This window comes from Methylocella tundrae, from assembly GCF_038024855.1.
GTDB lineage: Bacteria > Pseudomonadota > Alphaproteobacteria > Rhizobiales > Beijerinckiaceae > Methylocapsa > Methylocapsa tundrae.
Genome location: NZ_CP139089.1, coordinates 3,830,823 through 3,852,018 on the forward strand (window position 1 = coordinate 3,830,823; position 21,196 = coordinate 3,852,018).

The 21,196-nt window shown below is 61.7% G+C and carries 10 protein-coding genes; 6 read left to right on the forward strand and 4 right to left on the reverse strand.

All coding sequences use genetic code 11. The features are described from left to right. Nucleotides 1-103 precede the first annotated feature (103 nt). From rpoB to SIN04_RS19900, 3 genes are all read left to right on the forward strand, one after another. On the forward strand, nucleotides 104-4,234 hold the full coding sequence (rpoB, locus tag SIN04_RS19890; RefSeq protein ID WP_134492093.1) for a DNA-directed RNA polymerase subunit beta: 4,131 nt from the start codon (nucleotides 104-106) through the stop codon (nucleotides 4,232-4,234). A gap of 123 nt (nucleotides 4,235-4,357) precedes the next feature. After that, nucleotides 4,358-8,554: a DNA-directed RNA polymerase subunit beta' gene (gene rpoC, locus SIN04_RS19895; protein ID WP_134492095.1), complete on the forward strand. Its 4,197-nt coding sequence runs from the start codon at nucleotides 4,358-4,360 to the stop codon at nucleotides 8,552-8,554. A gap of 304 nt (nucleotides 8,555-8,858) precedes the next feature. Then, nucleotides 8,859-9,638, forward strand: coding sequence for a L,D-transpeptidase (locus SIN04_RS19900; protein WP_423136039.1), 780 nt, complete (start codon nucleotides 8,859-8,861; stop codon nucleotides 9,636-9,638). A 141-nt stretch (nucleotides 9,639-9,779) separates the two neighbouring features. Here SIN04_RS19900 and SIN04_RS19905 read toward each other — a convergent pair whose 3' ends face one another. Both SIN04_RS19905 and gltB read right to left on the reverse strand, forming a co-directional pair. After that, nucleotides 9,780-11,198 carry a glutamate synthase subunit beta gene (locus SIN04_RS19905; RefSeq protein WP_134492097.1) on the reverse strand — a complete coding sequence of 473 codons (1,419 nt, stop codon included), beginning with the start codon at nucleotides 11,196-11,198 and terminating at the stop codon, nucleotides 9,780-9,782. Nucleotides 11,199-11,353: 155 nt separating this feature from the next. Continuing rightward, nucleotides 11,354-16,084, reverse strand: coding sequence for a glutamate synthase large subunit (gene gltB, locus SIN04_RS19910; RefSeq protein ID WP_134492099.1), 4,731 nt, complete (start codon nucleotides 16,082-16,084; stop codon nucleotides 11,354-11,356). Between the two features lie 604 nt (nucleotides 16,085-16,688). Between gltB and SIN04_RS19915 the strand changes: the two genes are divergently transcribed. Next, nucleotides 16,689-17,738, forward strand: coding sequence for a threonine aldolase family protein (locus SIN04_RS19915; protein WP_341264175.1), 1,050 nt, complete (start codon nucleotides 16,689-16,691; stop codon nucleotides 17,736-17,738). A 151-nt stretch (nucleotides 17,739-17,889) separates the two neighbouring features. Here SIN04_RS19915 and SIN04_RS19920 read toward each other — a convergent pair whose 3' ends face one another. Further along, entirely contained in the window at nucleotides 17,890-18,369 is a 480-nt protein-coding gene (locus SIN04_RS19920; protein WP_134492103.1) for an Hsp20 family protein, read from the reverse strand. 329 nt (nucleotides 18,370-18,698) lie between these two features. Between SIN04_RS19920 and SIN04_RS19925 the strand changes: the two genes are divergently transcribed. Both SIN04_RS19925 and SIN04_RS19930 read left to right on the forward strand, forming a co-directional pair. Further along, on the forward strand, nucleotides 18,699-19,697 hold the full coding sequence (locus SIN04_RS19925; RefSeq protein WP_134492105.1) for an alpha/beta fold hydrolase: 999 nt from the start codon (nucleotides 18,699-18,701) through the stop codon (nucleotides 19,695-19,697). A gap of 100 nt (nucleotides 19,698-19,797) precedes the next feature. Further along, nucleotides 19,798-20,340, forward strand: coding sequence for a GNAT family N-acetyltransferase (locus tag SIN04_RS19930; protein WP_166796006.1), 543 nt, complete (start codon nucleotides 19,798-19,800; stop codon nucleotides 20,338-20,340). Nucleotides 20,341-20,423: 83 nt separating this feature from the next. Here SIN04_RS19930 and SIN04_RS19935 read toward each other — a convergent pair whose 3' ends face one another. Next, the gene (locus SIN04_RS19935; protein WP_134492110.1) at nucleotides 20,424-21,044 is read right to left on the reverse strand and encodes a L,D-transpeptidase; all 621 of its coding nucleotides are present in this window, start codon (nucleotides 21,042-21,044) and stop codon (nucleotides 20,424-20,426) included. Nucleotides 21,045-21,196 lie beyond the last annotated feature (152 nt).

The following is a 21,196-nucleotide window of genomic DNA, read 5'->3' on the forward strand; positions in this document are numbered from 1 at the left end:
GGCGCGGGGATCGAACAAGTCCCGCCCCAGCGTCCGAGCTGGGCGCGGATGAGGCGGTAATCCGTTCGGGATCATCGCCGTTTTGCAGAGGTGCGAGAGCGACATGGCTCATCATTCAGCGCAGACGTTCAACGGCCGCAAGCGTATCCGCAAATTCTTTGGCCACATCCGCGAAGTCGCGGAAATGCCGAATCTGATTGAAGTTCAAAAAGCATCCTATGATCAATTTCTCCTCGTCGACGAGCCGAAGGGCGGGCGTCCCGACGAAGGATTGCAGTCCGTCTTCAAGTCGGTGTTTCCGATCGCCGATTTTTCCAACACCGCTCTGCTCGAATTCGTCAAATATGAATTTGAGCAGCCGAAATATGACGTCGACGAGTGCCGGCAGCGCGGCATGACCTATGCAGCTCCGCTCAAGGTGACCCTGCGACTCATCGTGTTCGACGTCGATCCGGATACGGCGGCGCGGTCCGTCAAGGACATCAAGGAGCAGGACGTCTATATGGGCGACATGCCCCTGATGACCATGAACGGCACCTTCATCGTCAACGGGACCGAGCGCGTCATCGTCTCGCAGATGCACCGCTCGCCGGGCGTGTTCTTCGATCACGACAAGGGCAAGAGCCATTCCTCCGGCAAGCTTTTGTTCGCGGCGCGCATCATTCCGTATCGCGGCTCCTGGCTCGACATCGAATTCGACGCCAAGGACATCGTCTACGCGCGCATCGACCGCCGCCGCAAGATCCCGGCGACCTCGGTGCTCTATGCGCTCGGCATGGACGGCGAGGAGATTCTCTCGACTTTTTACAAGACGATTTTGCTTACGCGCGACAAGGAAGGCTGGCGCCAGCCGTTTGATCCCGAGCGCCTGAAGGGCATGAAGGCCGTCGCCGATCTGCTCGACGCCGAGACGGGCGAGGTCGTGCTCGAAGCCGGCAAGAAGCTCACCGTGCGCACCGCCCGGCAGCTCGCTGAGCGCGGGCTGAGGTTTCTGCGCGTGCAGGACGAGGATCTTTTCGGTCAATATATCGCCGCCGATCTCTATGATCCCAATACGGGCGAGATCTTCGCTGAAGCCGGCGATGAAATTACCGTCAAGACTCTTCCCTCCTTGATCGACGCGGGCTTCAACGAACTGCCGCTTCTCGATATCGATCATGTCAATATCGGGCCCTACATTCGCAACACGCTCGCTGTCGACAAGAACAGCATGCGCGAAGAAGCTCTGTTCGACATCTACCGGGTGATGCGGCCCGGCGAACCGCCGACGCTCGAGTCGGCGGAGGCGATGTTTCATTCGCTGTTCTTTGATCCGGAGCGTTACGACCTTTCCGCCGTCGGCCGCGTCAAGATGAACATGCGCATGGATCTCGACGCTCCCGATACGGTGCGTATCCTGCGCAAGGAGGACATCATCGCGGTGATGCGCGCGCTTGTCGACCTGCGCGACGGTCGCGGCGAGATCGACGATATCGACCATCTCGGCAATCGCCGGGTGCGCTCGGTTGGCGAACTCATGGAGAATCAGTACAGGCTCGGCCTGCTCAGGATGGAGCGCGCCATCAAGGAGCGCATGTCCTCCGTCGACATCGATACGGTCATGCCGCAGGACCTTATCAATGCGAAGCCGGCGGCGGCCTCCGTGCGCGAGTTCTTCGGCTCGTCGCAGTTGTCGCAGTTCATGGATCAGACCAACCCGCTGTCCGAGATCACGCACAAGCGGCGCCTTTCGGCGCTTGGCCCTGGCGGCCTGACGCGCGAGCGCGCCGGCTTCGAGGTGCGCGACGTGCATCCGACCCATTACGGCCGCATCTGTCCGATCGAGACGCCGGAAGGTCCGAACATCGGCCTCATCAACTCGCTCGCGACCTTCGCACGCGTCAACAAATACGGCTTCATCGAAGCGCCTTATCGCCGCATCCGCGATAACCGCGTGACGGAGGAGGTCGTCTATCTGTCGGCGATGGAGGAGAGCAAATATTACGTCGCGCAGGCGAATGCGCCGCTCGATTCCGAAGGTCGTCTGACCGAGGATCTGGTGGTGTGCCGCCATTCGGGCGACGTCGTCATGGTGCCGCGCGAGCGCGTCGACTTCATGGACGTCTCGCCGAAGCAGCTGGTGTCGGTCGCCGCCGCGCTCATTCCGTTCCTCGAGAACGATGACGCCAATCGCGCGCTGATGGGCTCCAACATGCAGCGTCAGGCGGTGCCTCTCGTCCGGGCGGACGCGCCGCTCGTCGGAACCGGCATGGAGGCCGTGGTCGCACGCGACTCCGGCGCCGCCATCGCCGCGCGCCGCACAGGCTATATCGATCAGATCGACGCGACCCGCATCGTCATCCGCGCGACCGAGGAATCCGACGCCAGCAAACCCGGCGTCGACATCTACCGGCTGATGAAGTTCCAGCGCTCGAACCAGTCGACCTGCGTCAACCAGAAACCTCTGGTGCGCGTCGGCGATTTCGTAAGCAAGGGCGACATCATCGCGGATGGTCCCTCGACCGACCTTGGCGATCTGGCGCTCGGGCGCAACGTGCTTGTCGCCTTCATGCCCTGGAACGGCTACAACTTCGAAGATTCGATCCTGCTCAACGAGCGCATCGTCAAGGACGACGTTTTCACCTCGATTCACATCGACGAATTCGAAGTGATGGCGCGCGACACCAAGCTTGGCCCCGAAGAGATTACGCGCGACATTCCGAACGTCTCGGAAGAAGCGTTGAAGAATCTCGACGAGGCGGGCATCGTCTATATCGGGGCGGAAGTACAGGCGGGAGACATCCTCGTCGGCAAGATCACGCCGAAGGGCGAAAGCCCGATGACGCCCGAGGAAAAACTGCTGCGCGCGATCTTCGGCGAAAAGGCCTCCGACGTGCGCGACACCTCATTGCGCGTGCCGCCGGGCGTCACCGGCACGATCGTTGAAGTGCGGGTGTTCAATCGGCACGGCGTCGAAAAGGATGAGCGCGCCCAGGCGATCGAGCGCGAAGAGATTGAACGCCTCGCCAAGGACCGCGACGACGAGCTCGCGATTCTCGATCGCAACGTCTACGCCCGCCTCCTCGACGTCCTTGTCGGCAAGAAGGCGATCGCGGGGCCGAAAGGCTTCAGGAAGGACACTGTGCTGACGCGCGATGTGATCGAGGAATATCCTCGCTCGCAGTGGTGGATCTTCGCCATTGAGAACGACCAGACGATGGCCGAACTCGAAGCCATGCGCAAGCAGTATGACGAGTCGAAGAAAGGCCTCGAAAGCCGCTTTCTTGACAAGGTCGAAAAGCTGCAGCGCGGCGATGAACTGTCCCCCGGCGTGATGAAGATGGTGAAAGTCTTCGTCGCGGTGAAGCGCAAGATCCAGCCAGGCGACAAGATGGCGGGACGGCACGGCAACAAGGGCGTCGTCTCGAAGATCGTGCCGCAGGAGGATATGCCTTTCCTCGCCGACGGAACGCCGGTGGATATTGTGCTCAATCCGCTCGGCGTGCCGAGCCGGATGAACGTCGGACAGATTCTTGAGACGCACCTTGGCTGGGCCTGCGCGGGACTTGGCAAGCAGGTTTCGGCTGCGGTCAATTCCTATCTGCGCGATCAGAACGCGGAGCCGCTGCGCAGCAAGCTGATCGACATATATGACGCTAAACAGGAGATCGATGCGCTCGACGATGAAACCGTCGTCGAAATCGGCGAGAACCTGCGCCGCGGCGTGCCGATTGCGACGCCCGTGTTCGACGGCGCCCATGAGAAAGACATCGTGGTCATGCTCGAGCAGGCGGGCCTCGACCCCTCAGGTCAGGTCACGCTCTACGACGGGCGCACCGGCGAGTCCTTCGATCGTAAAGTGACGGTTGGCTACATATATATGTTGAAGCTGCATCATCTTGTTGACGACAAGATCCATGCGCGTTCGATCGGGCCTTACAGCCTCGTGACGCAGCAGCCGCTCGGCGGCAAGGCGCAGTTCGGCGGCCAGCGTTTTGGAGAGATGGAGGTCTGGGCGCTCGAGGCCTATGGCGCGGCCTATACGCTGCAGGAAATGCTGACGGTGAAGTCTGACGACGTCGCCGGCCGCACTAAAGTGTATGAGTCCATCGTGCGCGGCGACGACGCTTTTGAGTCAGGAATTCCTGAGAGCTTCAACGTGCTGGTCAAGGAAATGCGTTCGCTCTGCCTTAATGTCGAGCTGACCATGTCGACAAAGCTGGCGGCGCCGCCGCAGGCTGAAGCCGCTGAATAAGATGCTCGACACTTTAGAGCGGCGCGCGCGTCCGGACGCAGCGCGCCGTTCTATTCATTTTTTTAGTTTCCGGCACGGGGCCTCGCAGCGGTTGCGCGCGGGTCCAAGCATCAGGAGATGGCAATGAATCAAGAGGTCATGAATCTCTTCAATCCGGTCGTGCAGCCGCAGGCTTTCGACCAGATCCAGATATCGATCGCCAGCCCCGAAAAGATTTTGTCCTGGTCGTTCGGCGAGATCAAGAAGCCCGAGACGATCAATTATCGCACCTTCAAGCCGGAACGCGACGGGCTTTTCTGCGCCCGGATTTTCGGGCCGATCAAGGATTACGAGTGCTTGTGCGGCAAGTACAAGCGGATGAAATATAAGGGCGTCATCTGCGAGAAGTGCGGCGTCGAGGTCACTCTGTCGCGCGTGCGGCGCGAGCGCATGGGCCACATCTCGCTCGCGGCGCCGGTCGCGCATATCTGGTTTTTGAAGTCGCTGCCCTCGCGCATCGGCCTTCTGCTCGATATGACGCTGAAGGATCTCGAGCGCATTCTTTATTTTGAATCCTACATCGTTCTCGATCCCGGCCTGACGCCGCTGAAGGACCGCCAGCTCCTCAATGAAGAGGATTATCTGCGGGCCCAGGACGAGTACGGGCAGGATTCCTTCACGGCGATGATTGGCGCGGAAGCGATCCGCGAGATCCTGCGCAACATGGATCTGCCGACGATCGCCGAGAAGCTCAAGATCGAAATCGCGCAGTCGACCACCGAGCTGAAGCCGAAGAAGCTCGCCAAGCGGCTCAAGATCATCGAGGCCTTCATGCATTCTGGCAACAAGCCGGAATGGATGATCCTGACCGAAGTTCCTGTCATCCCGCCGGACTTGCGCCCGCTCGTCCCGCTCGATGGCGGCCGCTTCGCGACCTCCGATCTCAACGATCTCTATCGCCGCGTCATCAACCGCAACAACCGTCTGAAGCGGCTGATCGAACTGCGCGCGCCCGACATCATCGTGCGCAATGAAAAGCGCATGTTGCAGGAGGCGGTCGACGCCCTCTTTGACAACGGCCGGCGCGGGCGCGTCATCACGGGCGCCAACAAGCGGCCGCTGAAGTCGCTCGCCGACATGCTGAAAGGCAAGCAGGGCCGGTTCCGGCAGAACCTGCTCGGCAAGCGCGTCGATTATTCGGGCCGCTCCGTCATTGTCGTCGGTCCCGATCTCAAACTGCACCAATGCGGCCTGCCGAAGAAGATGGCGCTCGAGCTTTTCAAGCCGTTCATCTACTCGCGCCTCGACGCCAAGGGTCTGTCCGCCACGGTCAAGCAGGCGAAGAAGCTTGTCGAGAAAGAAAAGCCCGAGGTTTGGGATATCCTCGATGAGGTCATCCGCGAACATCCGGTGATGCTGAACCGCGCGCCGACCTTGCATCGTCTCGGCATTCAGGCCTTTGAGCCGAAGCTGATCGAAGGTAAGGCGATCCAGTTGCATCCTCTCGTCTGCGCCGCCTTCAACGCGGATTTCGACGGCGATCAGATGGCGGTGCATGTCCCGCTCTCGCTCGAGGCGCAGCTCGAGGCGCGCGTGCTCATGATGTCGACCAACAACATCCTGCATCCGGCCAATGGTCTGCCGATCATCGTGCCGAGTCAGGATATCGTGCTTGGCCTCTATTATGTGTCGCTGATGCGCGATGGCGAGCCCGGTCAGGGCATGGCCTTTTCCAATATCGGCGAAGTCGAGCACGCCTTGTTCTCCAAGGCGATCACGCTGCATACGCGGATCAAGGGCAGGGCCTGGACCTATGACAGCGAAGGCAAGCGTCAGTCGAAGATCTATGACACGACGCCGGGCCGCCTGATCCTCGGGCAGTTGATGCCGGACCACGCCAAGATTCCTTTCGACGTCGTGAACAAGCTCATGACCAAGAAAGAAATCTCCAACATGATCGACGTCGTCTACCGCAACTGCGGTCAGAAAGAGACGGTGATCTTCTGCGATCGCATCATGGCGCTCGGCTTCCGCGAGGCCTTCAAGGCCGGCATTTCGTTCGGCAAGGACGATATGGTGGTGCCGGAGACGAAGCCGAAGATCATCGCCGACACGAGCGCGCTCGCCAAGGAATATGAGCAGCAGTATAATGACGGCCTGATCACGCAGGGCGAGAAATACAACAAGGTGGTCGACGCCTGGGCAAAATGCTCGGACAAGCTCGCCGAAGAAATGATGGCGCGCATCTCCGCCGTGCAGAAGGACGACAGCGGCCGCGACAAGCCGATCAATTCCATCTACATGATGTCGCATTCGGGAGCGCGCGGTTCGCCGACGCAGATGAAGCAGCTCGCCGCAATGCGCGGCCTCATGGCCAAGCCCTCCGGCGAGATCATCGAGAGCCCGATCATCTCGAACTTCAAGGAAGGCCTCACCGTGCTCGAGTACTTCAACTCGACGCATGGCGCCCGCAAGGGTCTCGCCGACACCGCCTTGAAGACCGCGAACTCCGGCTATCTAACCCGGCGTCTCGTCGACGTCGCGCAGGATTCGATCATCACGACGCTGGATTGCGGATCCAAAGGCGGCATCCGCATGCGCGCGATCATCGACGCCGGACAGGTCGTCGCCTCGCTCGCGACCCGCATTCTTGGGCGCACGGCGGCGGAGGATCTGAAGGATATTGAAGGCAATATCATTGTCGCCACCGGCGAGATGATTCAGGAATGGCATATCGACCACATCAATGCGGCCGGCATCCAGGAAGTGAAGATTCGTTCGGTGCTGACCTGCGAGGCGAAAAACGGCGTTTGCGGCACATGCTATGGCCGCGATCTTGCGCGCGGCACGCCTGTCAACATGGGCGAGGCAGTGGGCGTCATCGCGGCGCAATCCATCGGCGAGCCGGGCACCCAGCTGACGATGCGCACCTTCCACATCGGCGGCGCGGCGCAGATCGCGGATCAGTCCTTCATCGAGAGCAATTTCGATGGGATCGTGCGCATCCGCAACCGTCATCTGGCGCGCAACACCGATGGCGATCTGATGGTCATGGCGCGCAATGTCGCGGTTGTGATCGAGGGCTCCGACGGTACGGAGCGCGCCGTTCACCGCGTGCAGTATGGCGCGCGGATGAAAGTCGATGAGGGCGATCAGATCAAACGCGGCCAGCGCATCGCCGAATGGGATCCCTATACGCGGCCGATCCTGACCGAGGTCGACGGCTTCATCGGATTCGAGGATCTTGTCGAAGGAGCCTCCATGACGGAGACCGTCGACGAGGCGACCGGCATTGCAAAGCGCATGGTCATTGACTGGCGCCTCAACCAGCGTTCCGCCACGTTGAAGCCCGCAATTGTGATCAAGGCGGCCGACGGCAAGATCAGCAAACTGCAGCGTGGCGGCGACGCCCGCTACACGCTGCCGGTCGAATCGATCATCGGCGTTGATCCGGGTGGCGTTGTACGCGCCGGCGACATCATCGCGCGCATCTCGATGGAGTCAGCCAAGACGCGCGACATCACCGGCGGTCTGCCACGCGTCGCCGAATTGTTCGAGGCGCGCCGGCCGAAGGATCATGCGATCATCGCCGAGGCCTCAGGCACGGTTCAGTTCGGACGCGACTATAAGAACAAGACCCGCATCTCGATCATCCCGAACGAGGAAGACGCCGAGCCGATCGAATATCTGATCCCGAAAGGCAAACACATCCATCTTCAGGACGGAGACGTCGTGGAGAAGGGGGATTACATCGTCGACGGCAATCCGGCGCCGCACGACATTCTGGCGATCAAGGGAGTCGAGGAGCTCGCGGCTTATCTCGTGAACGAGATTCAGGAAGTCTATCGTCTGCAGGGCGTCGCCATTAACGACAAGCACATCGAAGTGATCGTCAGGCAAATGTTGCAGAAGGTTGACATCGTCGATCCCGGCGACACCGATTTTCTCGCAAATGAGCAGGTCGATCAGGTCGAACTCGAGGAAGCCAACGCCAAGGCGCTCGAACAGGGCGGCAAGCCAGCAACAGGCACGCCGGTTCTGCTCGGCATCACCAAGGCCTCGTTGCAGACGCGTTCGTTCATCTCCGCCGCTTCCTTCCAGGAGACGACCCGCGTGCTGACCGAAGCCGCCGTCAACGGCAAGGCCGACACGCTCGAAGGCTTGAAGGAGAACGTCATCGTCGGTCGCCTGATCCCGGCGGGCACCGGCGCGGCGATGGCCAAATTGCGGCGCGTGGCGGCGATGCGCGACGAGCTGATTCTGGCGCAAAAAGGCGAGACATCGCGAGAGGCCGCGCCGACCCCGCTGCTGCCAGCCGCTGTTCCGGCGGCCCAGGACTGAGCAGTCAAGCTCACGGCGTGCGTCTGACAAGGGCGACGGCGATGAGACGACAATGAGAAAGAGCGCATGATCGCAGGGGTCATGCGCTCTTTTTCATGACTGGCGCGCGGTTGCGTCCGCGTCTTTGACTGGATGGGCGAACCGGCAAAACGCCGGCTCTCACCGTTCGCGCCGAGGCGGCGAAAGCTTCGCAACAGTTTGATTGATCATGACATCTATCGTGACCGCGGCCTGGCTTTTTGCCATTTTCTTCCGCCGCATCGCGTGTCATTCTCGCGCGCATTGAACAAACTTGAGTTTCATGATGCGGACAGCAAGATTGATTTTTCATCTCGTGGCCGGGGCGGTCCTGTTGGCGGCCGCGACCGCTTCAGCGCCTCAGCCTGCGCTGGCGCAGTGGCGAAGCTATTCCGGCTATCAGCCCTATCCCTATTACCCGCCGGCCCCCCTGCCGGCCTATCCGGATTATCCTCTGCCGCCGGGAGCGCGGCCTTACGCCCCTTACGCTTATGGCGGCCCAAACCCACCATATGGCGGCGCCTATCCCGACTCCGAGCCGCGCGGCGAAGCCTACAGGCCCGGATATGGCGGCTCCGAGGATCGGCAAGGTCTCGAACTCGGCGTCAATGCCGCGCAAAGAACGGCGATGCTGGTCCAAAATCCGACGAATCAACCGCCTGGCACGATCGTCATCGATACGCACAGCCGCCATCTCTATCTGATCCGGCCGAACGGGCAGGCGATCGAATATGGCATCGGAGTCGGGCGTCAGGGATTTGAATGGAAAGGCAGCGCGAGGGTCGGCCGCAAGGCGGAATGGCCACGCTGGACTCCGCCAAAGGAAATGCTGCAGCGCCGGCCGGACCTTCCTGAATCGATGGACGGCGGCCTTGAAAATCCGCTCGGCGCGCGGGCGCTTTATCTGTTTCAGGGGAACAAGGACACGCTGTTCCGCATCCATGGCACCAATGAACCGGACACAATCGGCAAGGCCGTGTCATCCGGTTGCATCCGCATGATGAACGCCGACGTCATTGATCTCTATCAGCGCGTTGGCGTCGGCACGCGAGTGGTCGTAGAATGAGCTGAGCCGGGGTGGGTGAGCCGTCAACACGCGCGCGTGTTACGGCCGCCCCCCGTCGCCGCCGCGCCAGTCTGTCAATGCCAGCCCATGCTGAGCGAGCATGATGACCAATTCCGTCGATCATGCTTGGCGAGTTGCGGCTTACCTTGGCAGAACGCTCGAGCCCATCAGGAATGTGTCGACTGACTGCGCCGCCTGGCGTCCTTCGCGGATTGCCCAGACCACCAGCGATTGGCCGCGCCGCATGTCGCCGCAGGCGAAGACCTTTGGCAAGGAGGTTTTGTAGGCGATCTGGTCCGCCGCCACGTTGCCGCGTGGGTCGAGCTTGACGCCAAGGCTGTTCAGAAGCCCGTCCTGCAGAGGCGAAACAAAGCCCATGGCAAGCAGCACGAGATCGGCCCTGATCTCGAACGTGCTGTCCGGGATTTCCTTCAGCTTCTCGTCGACGTGGACGCAGATGATCTTCTTGACGACGCCGTCTTCGCCATGAATGGCTTTGGTGAGCACGGAAAACTCGCGTTTTGCGCCCTCTTCCTGTGAGGAGGAGGTGCGCAGCTTCAAGGGCCAGTTGGGCCAGGTCAGCAGCTTGTTTTCCTTGTCAGGGGGAATCGGCATGATTTCGAGTTGCGTTACCGACAGCGCACCTTGACGGATCGAAGTCCCGATGCAGTCCGAGCCTGTATCGCCGCCGCCAATGACGACGACATGTTTCGCCGCCGCGAGGATCGGCTCATTGCTCTGGACGGGCTCCCTGCTGACGCGGCGATTTTGCTGCGGCAGAAAGTCCATCGCGAAATGCACGCCGGAGAGATCGCGGCCCGGGATCGGAAGATCGCGCGGCTTTTCGGCGCCGCCCGAGAGAACGATGGCGTCATAGTCATTGAGCAGGGCCGAGGCCTCGATGTCGACGCCGACATTGACGTTGACGCGGAACTCGACGCCTTCCGCCTGCATCTGATCGACGCGGCGGTCGATCAGATGCTTCTCCATCTTGAAATCGGGAATGCCATAGCGCAGCAGGCCGCCCGGCTTGGCGTTCTTCTCGAAAACATGCACCTCATGTCCAACCCTTGCGAGTTGCTGGGCGCAGGCGAGGCCGGCGGGACCGGAGCCGACGACGGCGATTTTCTTGCCAGTCCGGACGGAAGAAATTTCAGGCGGCAGCCAGCCGTTGGCCCAAGCGCGATCGACGATGGCGCATTCGATCGTCTTGATCGTCACCGGGGTATCGGCGAGGTTCAGAGTGCATGAGGCTTCGCAAGGCGCGGGGCAGACGCGGCCGGTAAACTCGGGAAAATTATTTGTGGAGTGGAGGTTACGGGAAGCTTCCTCCCAATCGGAACGATAGACGAGATCGTTCCAGTCCGGGATCTGATTGTTGACTGGGCAGCCGGTATGACAATAAGGGATGCCGCAATTCATGCAGCGGGCCGCCTGATCCTTCGTCGCCTCTTCGGACAGCGGGATCACGAACTCCTTATAGTGGCGAATTCGGTCGGAAGCGGGCGCATAGCGCCGGTCGCGCCGGTCGATTTCCAAGAATCCTGTCACCTTGCCCATAAAAGCCTCTCTGCCGGACGTTGTCGCCCGCAACTCGCGATGGTCACGCTTCAGCCTGCGTTCAACCCCGCAAGGCCCAAACGCGAGCTGATGAACATGCAGGATTTGCGCCTGTGTCAAGCCGGAAAACGGCCGATGAAGCGCGCCTGTTTTCCCTAGATTCCAACCGTCGCGAGAAGCGCCTGACCCTGCTCCAATTTCATTTCTTCGATGGCGCGGCGATATTCCACCGGCATCACTTTGCGGAATTTGTTTTTGTACTCGTCCCAATGGTCGAGGATCAGCTTGGCCCGCTCCGAACCGGTGTTGGCGGCATGTTGCGAGATCAGCTGATGGAGACGCTCGGCGTCATAGCGGGTCATGTCGCTCATCACGTCGACGCGGCCGTGGGCGTCGAGATCGCCGCCCTGGTGATAGCTGTTTTGCATCACTTCTTCTTCATCGGCGACAGGCTGCAGTTCGACCATTGCAAGGTTGCAGCGCTCGGCAAATGTGCCTTCCTCGTCGAGCACATAGGCGATGCCGCCCGACATGCCGGCCGCGAAATTGCGTCCCGTCTGGCCGATGACGACGACAATGCCGCCCGTCATATATTCGCAGCCGTGATCGCCGACGCCCTCAACAACCGCCACCGCGCCGGAATTGCGCACCGCGAAGCGCTCGCCCGCGACGCCGCTGAAATAGCTCTCTCCCGCGATTGCGCCATAGAGGGCCGTGTTGCCGACGATAATGGCATCCGTCGCAGCGATGCGTGAACCCGCCGGCGGACGAATGACGATCCGGCCGCCGGACAATCCCTTGCCGACATAGTCGTTCGCCTGACCTTCGAGTTCAAGCGTGACGCCCGCCGCCAGCCAGGCGCCGAAGCTTTGTCCCGCGGTTCCCTTGGCGAGGATATGGATCGTGTCGCGCGGCAGCCCCGCATGGCCGTATCGCTTCGCGATCTCGCCCGACAACATGCCGCCGGTGGTGCGGTCGGTGTTGTGGATCGGCGTTTCGATGACGACTTTCGCGCGCGTCTCGAGCGCGGGCTTGGCCTGCTCGATCAGCTTGCGGTCGAGCGCCTTGTCGAGCCCGTGGTTCTGCGTGATCGAATGATAGATCGTCTGGTTTGGCGCCGGCTGCGGCTTATGGAAGAGCTTCGAGAAATCGAGCCCGCGCGCCTTCCAGTGGGCGATCGCCTTTTGCCTGTCGAGCATTTGCATCTGACCGATCATCTCATCGAAGCTGCGATAGCCCATCTGCGCCATCAATCCGCGCACTTCCTCGGCGACGAAGAAGAAGAAATTGATGACATGTTCGGGCAGGCCGACGAAGCGTCTGCGCAGCACCGGATCCTGCGTCGCGACGCCGACCGGGCACGTGTTCAGATGGCATTTGCGCATCATGATGCAGCCGGCGGCGATGAGCGGCGCGGTGGCGAAGCCGAATTCATCGGCGCCGAGCAGAGCGCCGATGATGACGTCCCGGCCGGTGCGCAGGCCCCCGTCGACCTGCACCGCAATGCGCGAGCGCAGCCGGTTGAGGACGAGCGTCTGCTGCGTTTCGGCGAGGCCGATCTCCCACGGGCTGCCGGCGTGTTTGATCGAGGTCAGGGGCGAGGCGCCCGTGCCGCCCTCGAAGCCGGAGATTGTGACATGATCCGCCCGCGCCTTCGAGACGCCGGCGGCGACCGTGCCGACGCCGACCTCCGACACGAGCTTGACCGAGACGAGCGCCTGCGGATTGACGTTTTTCAGATCCGAGATGAGCTGCGCCAGATCCTCGATCGAATAGATGTCGTGATGGGGCGGCGGTGAAATCAGTCCGACGCCCTGCGTAGAATGGCGCACCTTGGCGATCACCGCGTCGACCTTGTGGCCGGGCAATTGTCCGCCTTCGCCGGGTTTTGCGCCCTGCGCCATCTTGATCTGAATCATGTCGGCGTTGATGAGATATTCGGTGGTGACGCCGAACCGTCCGGAGGCCACCTGCTTGATGGCGGAGCGCATGGAATCGCCATTGGGCAGCGGCTTGTAGCGATCGGATTCCTCGCCGCCTTCGCCGGTGTTCGACTTGCCGCCGATGCGGTTCATGGCGATCGCCAGCGTGGTGTGAGCCTCGCGCGAAATCGAGCCATAGGACATGGCGCCGGTGGCGAAGCGCCGCACGATCGTCGCGGCGGATTCGACCTCCTCGATCGGCACGGGCGAGCGGCCGTCTTCCTCCGCCGATTTGATGCGGAACAAAGACCGGATGGTCAGAGGCTGTTCGCTCTCGTCGTTCAGAAGCGCGGCATAGGCTTTGTAGGTCTCGGGGTTGTTGCCGCGCACAGCATGCTGCAGCAGCGTCACCGATTGCGGCGACCAGGAATGCGCCTCGCCGCGAATGCGGTAGGCGTAATCGCCGCCAACGCTCAGCGCGTTGCGATAGACGGGCGAATCGCCGAACGCATCCTTGTGCCGGCGCACCGTTTCCTGCGCGATCTCGGCGAGGCCGACGCCGCCGATCTGCGTCGCCGTGCCGGTGAAATATTTCGCCACGAAATCATCGGCGAGGCCGACCGCGTCGAAGATCTGCGCGCCGCAATAGGACTGGTAGGTCGAAATGCCCATCTTCGACATGACTTTGAGCAAGCCCTTGTCGATCGATTTGATGAAGCGCTTGCACGCCTCATAACCATCGACTTCTTCCGGGAACTCGTCCGCCATGGCGGCGATCGTCTCGAAGGCGAGATAGGGATTGATCGCCTCCGCGCCATAGCCTGCGAGCAGCGCGAAATGATGCACCTCTCGCGCTTCGCCTGTCTCGACGACGAGGCCGACCGACGTGCGAAGTCCCTTGCGAATCAGATGATGATGCACGGCGGCGGTCGCGAGCAGAGCCGGGATCGGAATGCGGTCGGGGCCGGCGAGGCGATCGGACAGAATGATGATGTTGAAGCCGCTTTTCACCGCCTGATCGGCGCGATCGCCAAGGCGCGCCAGAGCTTCGCCCATGCCATCGGCGCCCGCTTCCGCCTTATAGGTGATGTCCAGCGTCTTGGTGTCGAAGGCTTCCTCCAAATGGCCGATCGAGCGGATCTTCTCGAGATCGCTGTTGGTCAGAATCGGCTGGCGGACTTCGAGCCGCTTCAGCTTCGAATTGCCCTCATGATCCAGAATGTTCGGCCGCGGCCCGATGAAGGAGACGAGGCTCATCACCAGCTCCTCGCGGATTGGATCGATCGGCGGGTTGGTCACCTGGGCAAAATTCTGCTTGAAATAGGTGTAGAGCGGCTTTGAGCCTGAAGACAGCGCCGAGATCGGCGTGTCCGTCCCCATCGAACCGACGGCCTCCTGGCCGGTCGCCGCCATCGGCGCCATCAGGATTGCGAGATCCTCCTGCGTGTAGCCGAACGCCTGCTGACGGTCGAGCAAAGACACGTCGGTGCGGGTCGAGCGCGGCTCGACATGGGCGAGGTCTTCGAGGAAGATCTGCGTATTCTTCAGCCATTCGGCATAAGGATGCGACGTCGCAAGCGCATTTTTCATCTCGTCATCGGAGATGATGCGGCCCTGCTCGAGATCGACGAGCAGCATCTTGCCGGGCTGCAGGCGCCATTTGGCGATAATGCGCTCTTCCGGGATCGGCAGCACGCCGACTTCCGAGGCGAGCACCACCAGCCCGTCGTCGGTGACGATGTAGCGCGCCGGCCGCAGGCCGTTGCGATCGAGCGTCGCGCCGATCTGCCGCCCGTCCGTGAAGGCGACGGCGGCGGGGCCGTCCCACGGCTCCATCATGGTGGCGTGATATTCGTAAAAGGCGCGCCGCGCCTCGTTCATCAGAGGATTGCCGGTCCAGGCTTCCGGAATCAGCATCATCATCGCATGGGCGAGCGAATAGCCCCCCTGCACGAGGAATTCGAGCGCATTATCGAAACAGGCCGTATCGGACTGGCCCTCATAGGAAATCGGCCAGAGCTTTGAAATGTCATTGCCGAATAGGCCGGACGCGACCGAGGCCTGGCGCGCGGCCATCCAGTTGACGTTGCCGCGCAGGGTGTTGATCTCGCCATTGTGGGCGACCATCCGGTAGGGATGCGACAGCGACCAGGTCGGGAAGGTGTTGGTCGAAAAGCGCTGATGCACCAATGCGAGCGCCGAGACGAAGCTTGGGTCGGCGAGATCCTTGTAATAATGGCCGAGCTGTCCGGCCAGCAGCAATCCCTTATAGACTACGGTCCGCGACGACAGCGAAACCGGATAAAAGCCCGAGACCCGCGGGTCGCCGAGCTCATGCACGGTATTCGAGATGACTTTGCGCAGGATGAAAAGCCGCCTCTCGAAGGCTGTCTGGTCTTCGACGTGAGGGCCCCGCTGGATGAAAATCTGCCGGCTCACCGGCTCGGTCGGCTTGACGCTCTCGCCGAGGTCCGAAGAATCGATTGGCGTGTCGCGCCAGCCGAGAAAAATCTGGCCCTCATCGGCGATCACTTTCTCGATGATGGTCTCGACGATTTTGCGCCCTTCGGGATCGCGCGGAAGAAATAGCGCGCCGATGGCGTATTCGCCGGGCGCGGGCAGTTCGAACCCGAGCTCGCGCGCTTTCCCCGCGAAGAATTCGTGCGGAATCTGCACCAGCATGCCGCAGCCGTCGCCGGCCTTGGGGTCGGCCCCGACCGCGCCGCGATGATCGATGTTGAGCAGGATCTGAAGTCCCATCTCAATGATCTCGTGCGACTTCCGGTTATTCATATTCGCGACGAAACCAACGCCGCAGGCGTCGTGCTCTCGCATGGGCGAATAAAGACCTTGCTCTGGCGGCAGTCCCGGATCGCGCGCGCTCAAGGCCACAGCGCTCGTAGCAAGGCCGCTCGACGCGAGAGAGGAGTGACGGGAGGCGGCCGGGTCAATGGAATCGGTCATATCTTACCTCTCTCAGGAATTGTGAAGCGCCCGCCGACGGCCCTTCGCGAAGCGGGCCGGCGTCGGCGAAACAGCGAGCAGCCGGTTGAACTGTCAGCGCGCAGCATCGCTTCGGCATTGGATCGCCCTCGGTCATGGTCTCTTTGGCGCGCATGGTTCCTCTCGCGCGGTCTTTCGCCGCTGTCGCATCGCCCGCGGACGATAGCCCTTATTATTTCGACCCTCAACGAGCGTGCGTCCGCGACAAGACCGGAAGCAGGCGAGAAGAATGCTCAGCCTGCGCCGAGCCGCCAGACGGAGATGTTTCCATGGAGAACATGGCCAGGCCGGCGCGCCGCGGATAGCGGAAACACGTCAGTATCACTGTCCTATCCGGAATGGGAAAATAGGTCATTTGATCGGCGTTAACAAGAGGGCTGCGCCGCGATGGGCGTCGTTTCCTCAGTATGGCGGCGCAATAGAGTTTGATTTTCTCAAATCCTGGCCAATCTTAGCAAATTGGATGCCATAACTTGCGCCCGCGACGCCGCGCCAGCTTGACCGATAACCGCCGCAGCGTTCTGCTGTTGGTCGGCGAGCCGTCTTGCCAGAATTATGAGGCCCAATGGATTTTACGAGCGACAATGCCGCCGGCGTCAGTCAGCCGATCTTCAACGCGATGATGGCGGCGAATCAGGGGGCCTCTCCCGCTTATGGCGCGGATCCGTTCACGGCCAAAGCCGTCGCCCTCCTGAGCGCCGTCTTCGAAACCGATGTCGCCGTCTTTCTCGTTGCGACGGGCACCGCCGCGAACGCGCTCGCGCTCGGCGCTCTTTGCCCGCCCTGGGGAGCCGTCTTCTGTCACGAGACGGCGCATGTCATGGAGGATGAATGCGGCGCGCCGGAAATGTTCACGGGAGGCGCGAAGCTGATCGGCGTCAAGGGACGCGCGGGCAAGATCGCGGCGAAGGATCTCTCGGCGGCTCTCAAAGCCTTTCCGCGCGGACTCGTGAAACAGGTCCAGCCCGCGGCTTTGTCGCTGTCTCAGGCGACAGAGTGCGGCGCCGTCTATAGCTGCGGCGAGCTGGGCGAGCTTTCGGCGATCGCGCATGCAGCCGGCCTTGGCGTGCACATGGATGGCGCGCGTTTCGCCAACGCATTGACGACTCTTGACTGCGCGCCTGCTGAAATGAGCTGGAAAGCCGGGATCGACGTGCTTTCCTTCGGGGCGACGAAGAACGGCGCGCTGGCCTGCGAGGCGGTGCTCGTTTTCGATCCAGCCAAGGCGCACACGCTGCCCTTTCAGCGCAAACGGAGCGGCCATACGGTCTCGAAGGGGCGTTTTCTCGGCGCGCAGATGGCGGCTTATCTCGAGGATGGCCATTGGCTCGTCAACGCCCGCACAGCCAATGAGCATGCGGCCCGTCTGGCGGCGGGTCTCGCCAGGGCGCCAGGCGCGCGACTGCCCTGGCCGAGGCAGGCGAATGAGGTCTTTGCATTTCTGCCGGGGAAGACCGACGCGGCCCTGCGAGCGGCGGGCGTTCGCTATTATGACTGGACCATGCGCGATTTCGGCGAGCAGCGCGCGGAAGACGAAGTCTTCGTCCGGCTGGTGACGTCCTTTGCAACCTCGGCGTCGGATGTCGAAAAGCTGATCGCACTCGCAGGAGGCTGAGCTTTGAATCCAAAAAAAAAAAGGCGCCTCGAATGAGGCGCCTCGAATCGCTCCCGGCGGGAACTCTTCTTTCGGAACAGAGAGCTGATCCAGCTTCGGTTCGGCTGAATTCAATCTTCCTCCAGCCCGATTGACTCCAATCTTGCGGAAATCAGGCGGCTTGCTGCGCTGAGACGATCTGAGGGCCGGCTTCCGCCTTGGCCGCGCCGATCGGGATTTGACGCGGTTTGCGCGCTTCCGGAACTTCCCGCAGCAGGTCGATGTGAAGCAGGCCGTTTTCGAGGCTGGCGTTGGTTACGTGAACATGCTCCGCGAGCTGGAACCGGCGCTCGAAGGAGCGGGACGCAATGCCGCGATAGAGCACCTCGGCCTTGGGAGCTTCCCCTTCAGCCTGCGCGCCACGCGCGCCGCGAACGCTCAGAGTATTATCCCGGGTCTCGACCGAGAGATCCTTTTCGGCAAAGCCCGCGACGGCGATGGAAATCCGATAGGAATCTTCGCCCGTGCGTTCGATGTCATAGGGCGGGTAGCTCGGCGCGGCGTCATAGCCGGCGGCCTGGTCGATCATGTTGAACAGGCGGTCGAACCCAATCGTCGAGCGATAAAGGGGAGAAAGATCAAACTGGCGCATCTGCATATCCTCCTTGAATTGAAGCGACACGTTCTCAAGGCGGCCACCGTGGAGTTTCTTGCTCCAAACCTGGCCGGCTTTGCGCGTCCGTAAGCGGCCCGCGCAAAAATGATGTAAGAAATGGGCTGCCCGTTGCAAGAGGGACGAAGCCTTGCTTCAAAAATTGGCGGGGAGCGCGCGCTCACCGAAGCCGGATTGCGTTGGCGCGCCAACTCAATCTTGCCTGGGACTCTTTGATTTCGCATTATTTTCATTCGCGGAACCGGCATCTGCTTTTCGGAAATGATGCCTGGCTTCAGCCAATTGCGAAGATTGACACGGATTGGACGATGAACCTTTGCATCACCGAGGCGAACCCCATCCCGCCTGGCGCCGTCGTGTCCCGGATCCGGACGAAGGACGGTATCGCTCTGCGCGTCGCGCGGTGGAGTTGCGGCGAGACATGCGCCGGCACCGTGACGATCCTTCCCGGCCGGGCCGAATTCATCGAAAAATATGCTGAGGTCGTCGCGGAATTGCTCGCCCGGAACTTCGACGTCGTCGTCATGGACTGGCGCGGGCAAGGCGGCTCGGATCGCCTGACTTCGCACCCCGGGAAGGGCCATGTCGGGCATTTTTCCGCTTATCAACATGATCTCGAAGCCTTGCGTAGCGAAATCCTCGAACCGTTCGGACGGCTGCCGTTTTTTGCGCTCGGCCATTCGATGGCCGGCGCCATTCTGCTCGATCAGGCGCGCGCCGGGCGCTCGGCCTTCGAGCGCATTGTGCTCACCGCTCCGATGATCGATCTCTATCAGCTTCGCTTCGCCCGACTTGCACATGGGCTTGCGCGCGGCCTTGCCGGGCTCGGCCTTGGCCGCGCTTTCGCGCCGGGGGCGGGCGGCGCAACGCCGTATCTGGCGCGATCCTTTAGCGGAAATGTCCTGACCTCGGACCATCTTCGCTTCGGCCGTGTCGCATCGGTCGTCGCGGCCTGGCCGGAGATTGCAATTGGCGCCCCGACGATCGGTTGGGCCAATGCGGCGTTTCGCCTGATGGGGCGTTTCAGGGACGCGGAATATCCCCGCCGGGTTTTGACGCCGGTCCTGATCATCGGCGCCGGCGCGGACGCCGTTGTCGACACGCGGGCGACGGAAGCATTCGCCAGCCGGTTGAAGGCCGGCCGCTGCATTACGCTGCGCCACGCGCAACACGAGATCATGCTCGAAAGGGACGCCATACGCGAACAGTTCTGGGCGGCGTTCGACGCCTTTGTTCCAGGTTCGCTCAAAGGCGTCGATCCCTTTGCGACAAGTCTCGCATCAGCGTCGGCGCGCGACGACGCATGAGGCTAAGACGCGGCCGAGGAGAAAATTCGATGGTTCCGCGTCGCCGTGATGGGACCTGCGCCGTCCCGGTCGCCGGGGCGCGGCGCGCTGGAGGATGAGCGTGGAGCAGCTACGAAACTATCTCGCCGAAAGGACCCTGAAGGATGGAACGATCGTCGCCGTCCGGGCGGTCCGCCCTGACGACGGGCCTAAAATTCACAAGGCATTCAAGGGTCTTAGTCCCGATACGGTCTATAGCCGGTTCTTCGGGCACAAGAGCGACGTCAGCGACGCCGAACTCTCCCATATAACGGGGGTCGACTTTGATCGCGATGTCGCTTTGCTGGTCACGACCGGCAAAGGCGAAGACGAGATGGTTATCGGCGGAGCGAGTTACTTCGCGATCGATCCGGCCCATCCGCTGAATAGCGCCGACCTCGCCTTTACGGTGGAAGAGGAATATCAGGGGCTTGGCCTCGCGAGCGACCTCTTGCGGCGGCTCATTGAGATTGCGCGGCAAAAAGGCGTCGCGCGGCTGGAAGCCGATGTGCTGGCTGACAACCAGCCGATGCTCGCCGTCTTCCGCCATGCCGACGCGCCGGTGAGGCTGCGTCGCGAAGACGATATCATTCATGTGACGCTCGCCTTAGATGCGGCGAAATGACCGCGTTTTTCACGCCTCAAAGCGCGCGTCCGGCAAGCTAACAGCGGCCAGGAGGGCCGCTGCGCTCAGGTAATGTGGGTTGTTCAGAGAACGACGACCGGAGCGCCGACTTTGACGCGCTCGTAAAGGTCGACGACGTCGTCGTTGAGCAGCCGGATGCAGCCCGACGAGACCGCCTGGCCGATCGTATCCGGCTCGTTGGTGCCGTGGATGCGATACATCGTGTCGCCGTGGCCATTGTAAAGATACATCGCGCGCGCGCCGAGGGGATTGGCGATGCCGCCAACCATCGTTCTCGGCAGCTCGGGGCGGCGCTTCAGCATGGCGGCGGGCGGCGTCCACGTCGGCCATTCGGCGCGGCGTCCGATATAGGCGCGTCCTTGCCAGCCAAAGCCATCGCGGCCGACGCCGACGTCATAGCGCATCGCCTGACCGCCTTCGAGCGAGAGATAAAGATAGCGATTCTTGGTGTCGATCGTGATCGTGCCGGGCTTTTCCTCGGTTGGATCTGGCACCAGCGCGCGCGTCGGCGCGACCTCGCGGTTGAGCTCGGTTGGAAGACTGGCTTGCTGCGTCTGCGCCGCCGGCTGCCCCTGTCCCCGCACGAGGCTGGAGGAGGACCCAGAGTCAAAAGCCTGCGCGCCCGTCGCCATCAGCACGGCGGCTGCGGCCGCGGAAAAAAGAACGTTCTTTATCATGACCATTGCCAAAAACCCCCGTCCAACAGCATCGAGGACATAAGACTGCCAATCCAACGCCCAAGCTGTGCGGTTTGTTCCAGATCAATGGCAAAGATTTCGCATTCCAGCCATCAAATCGACGTCGTTTCGACGAATGCGGCGACATCCGCGCCGCC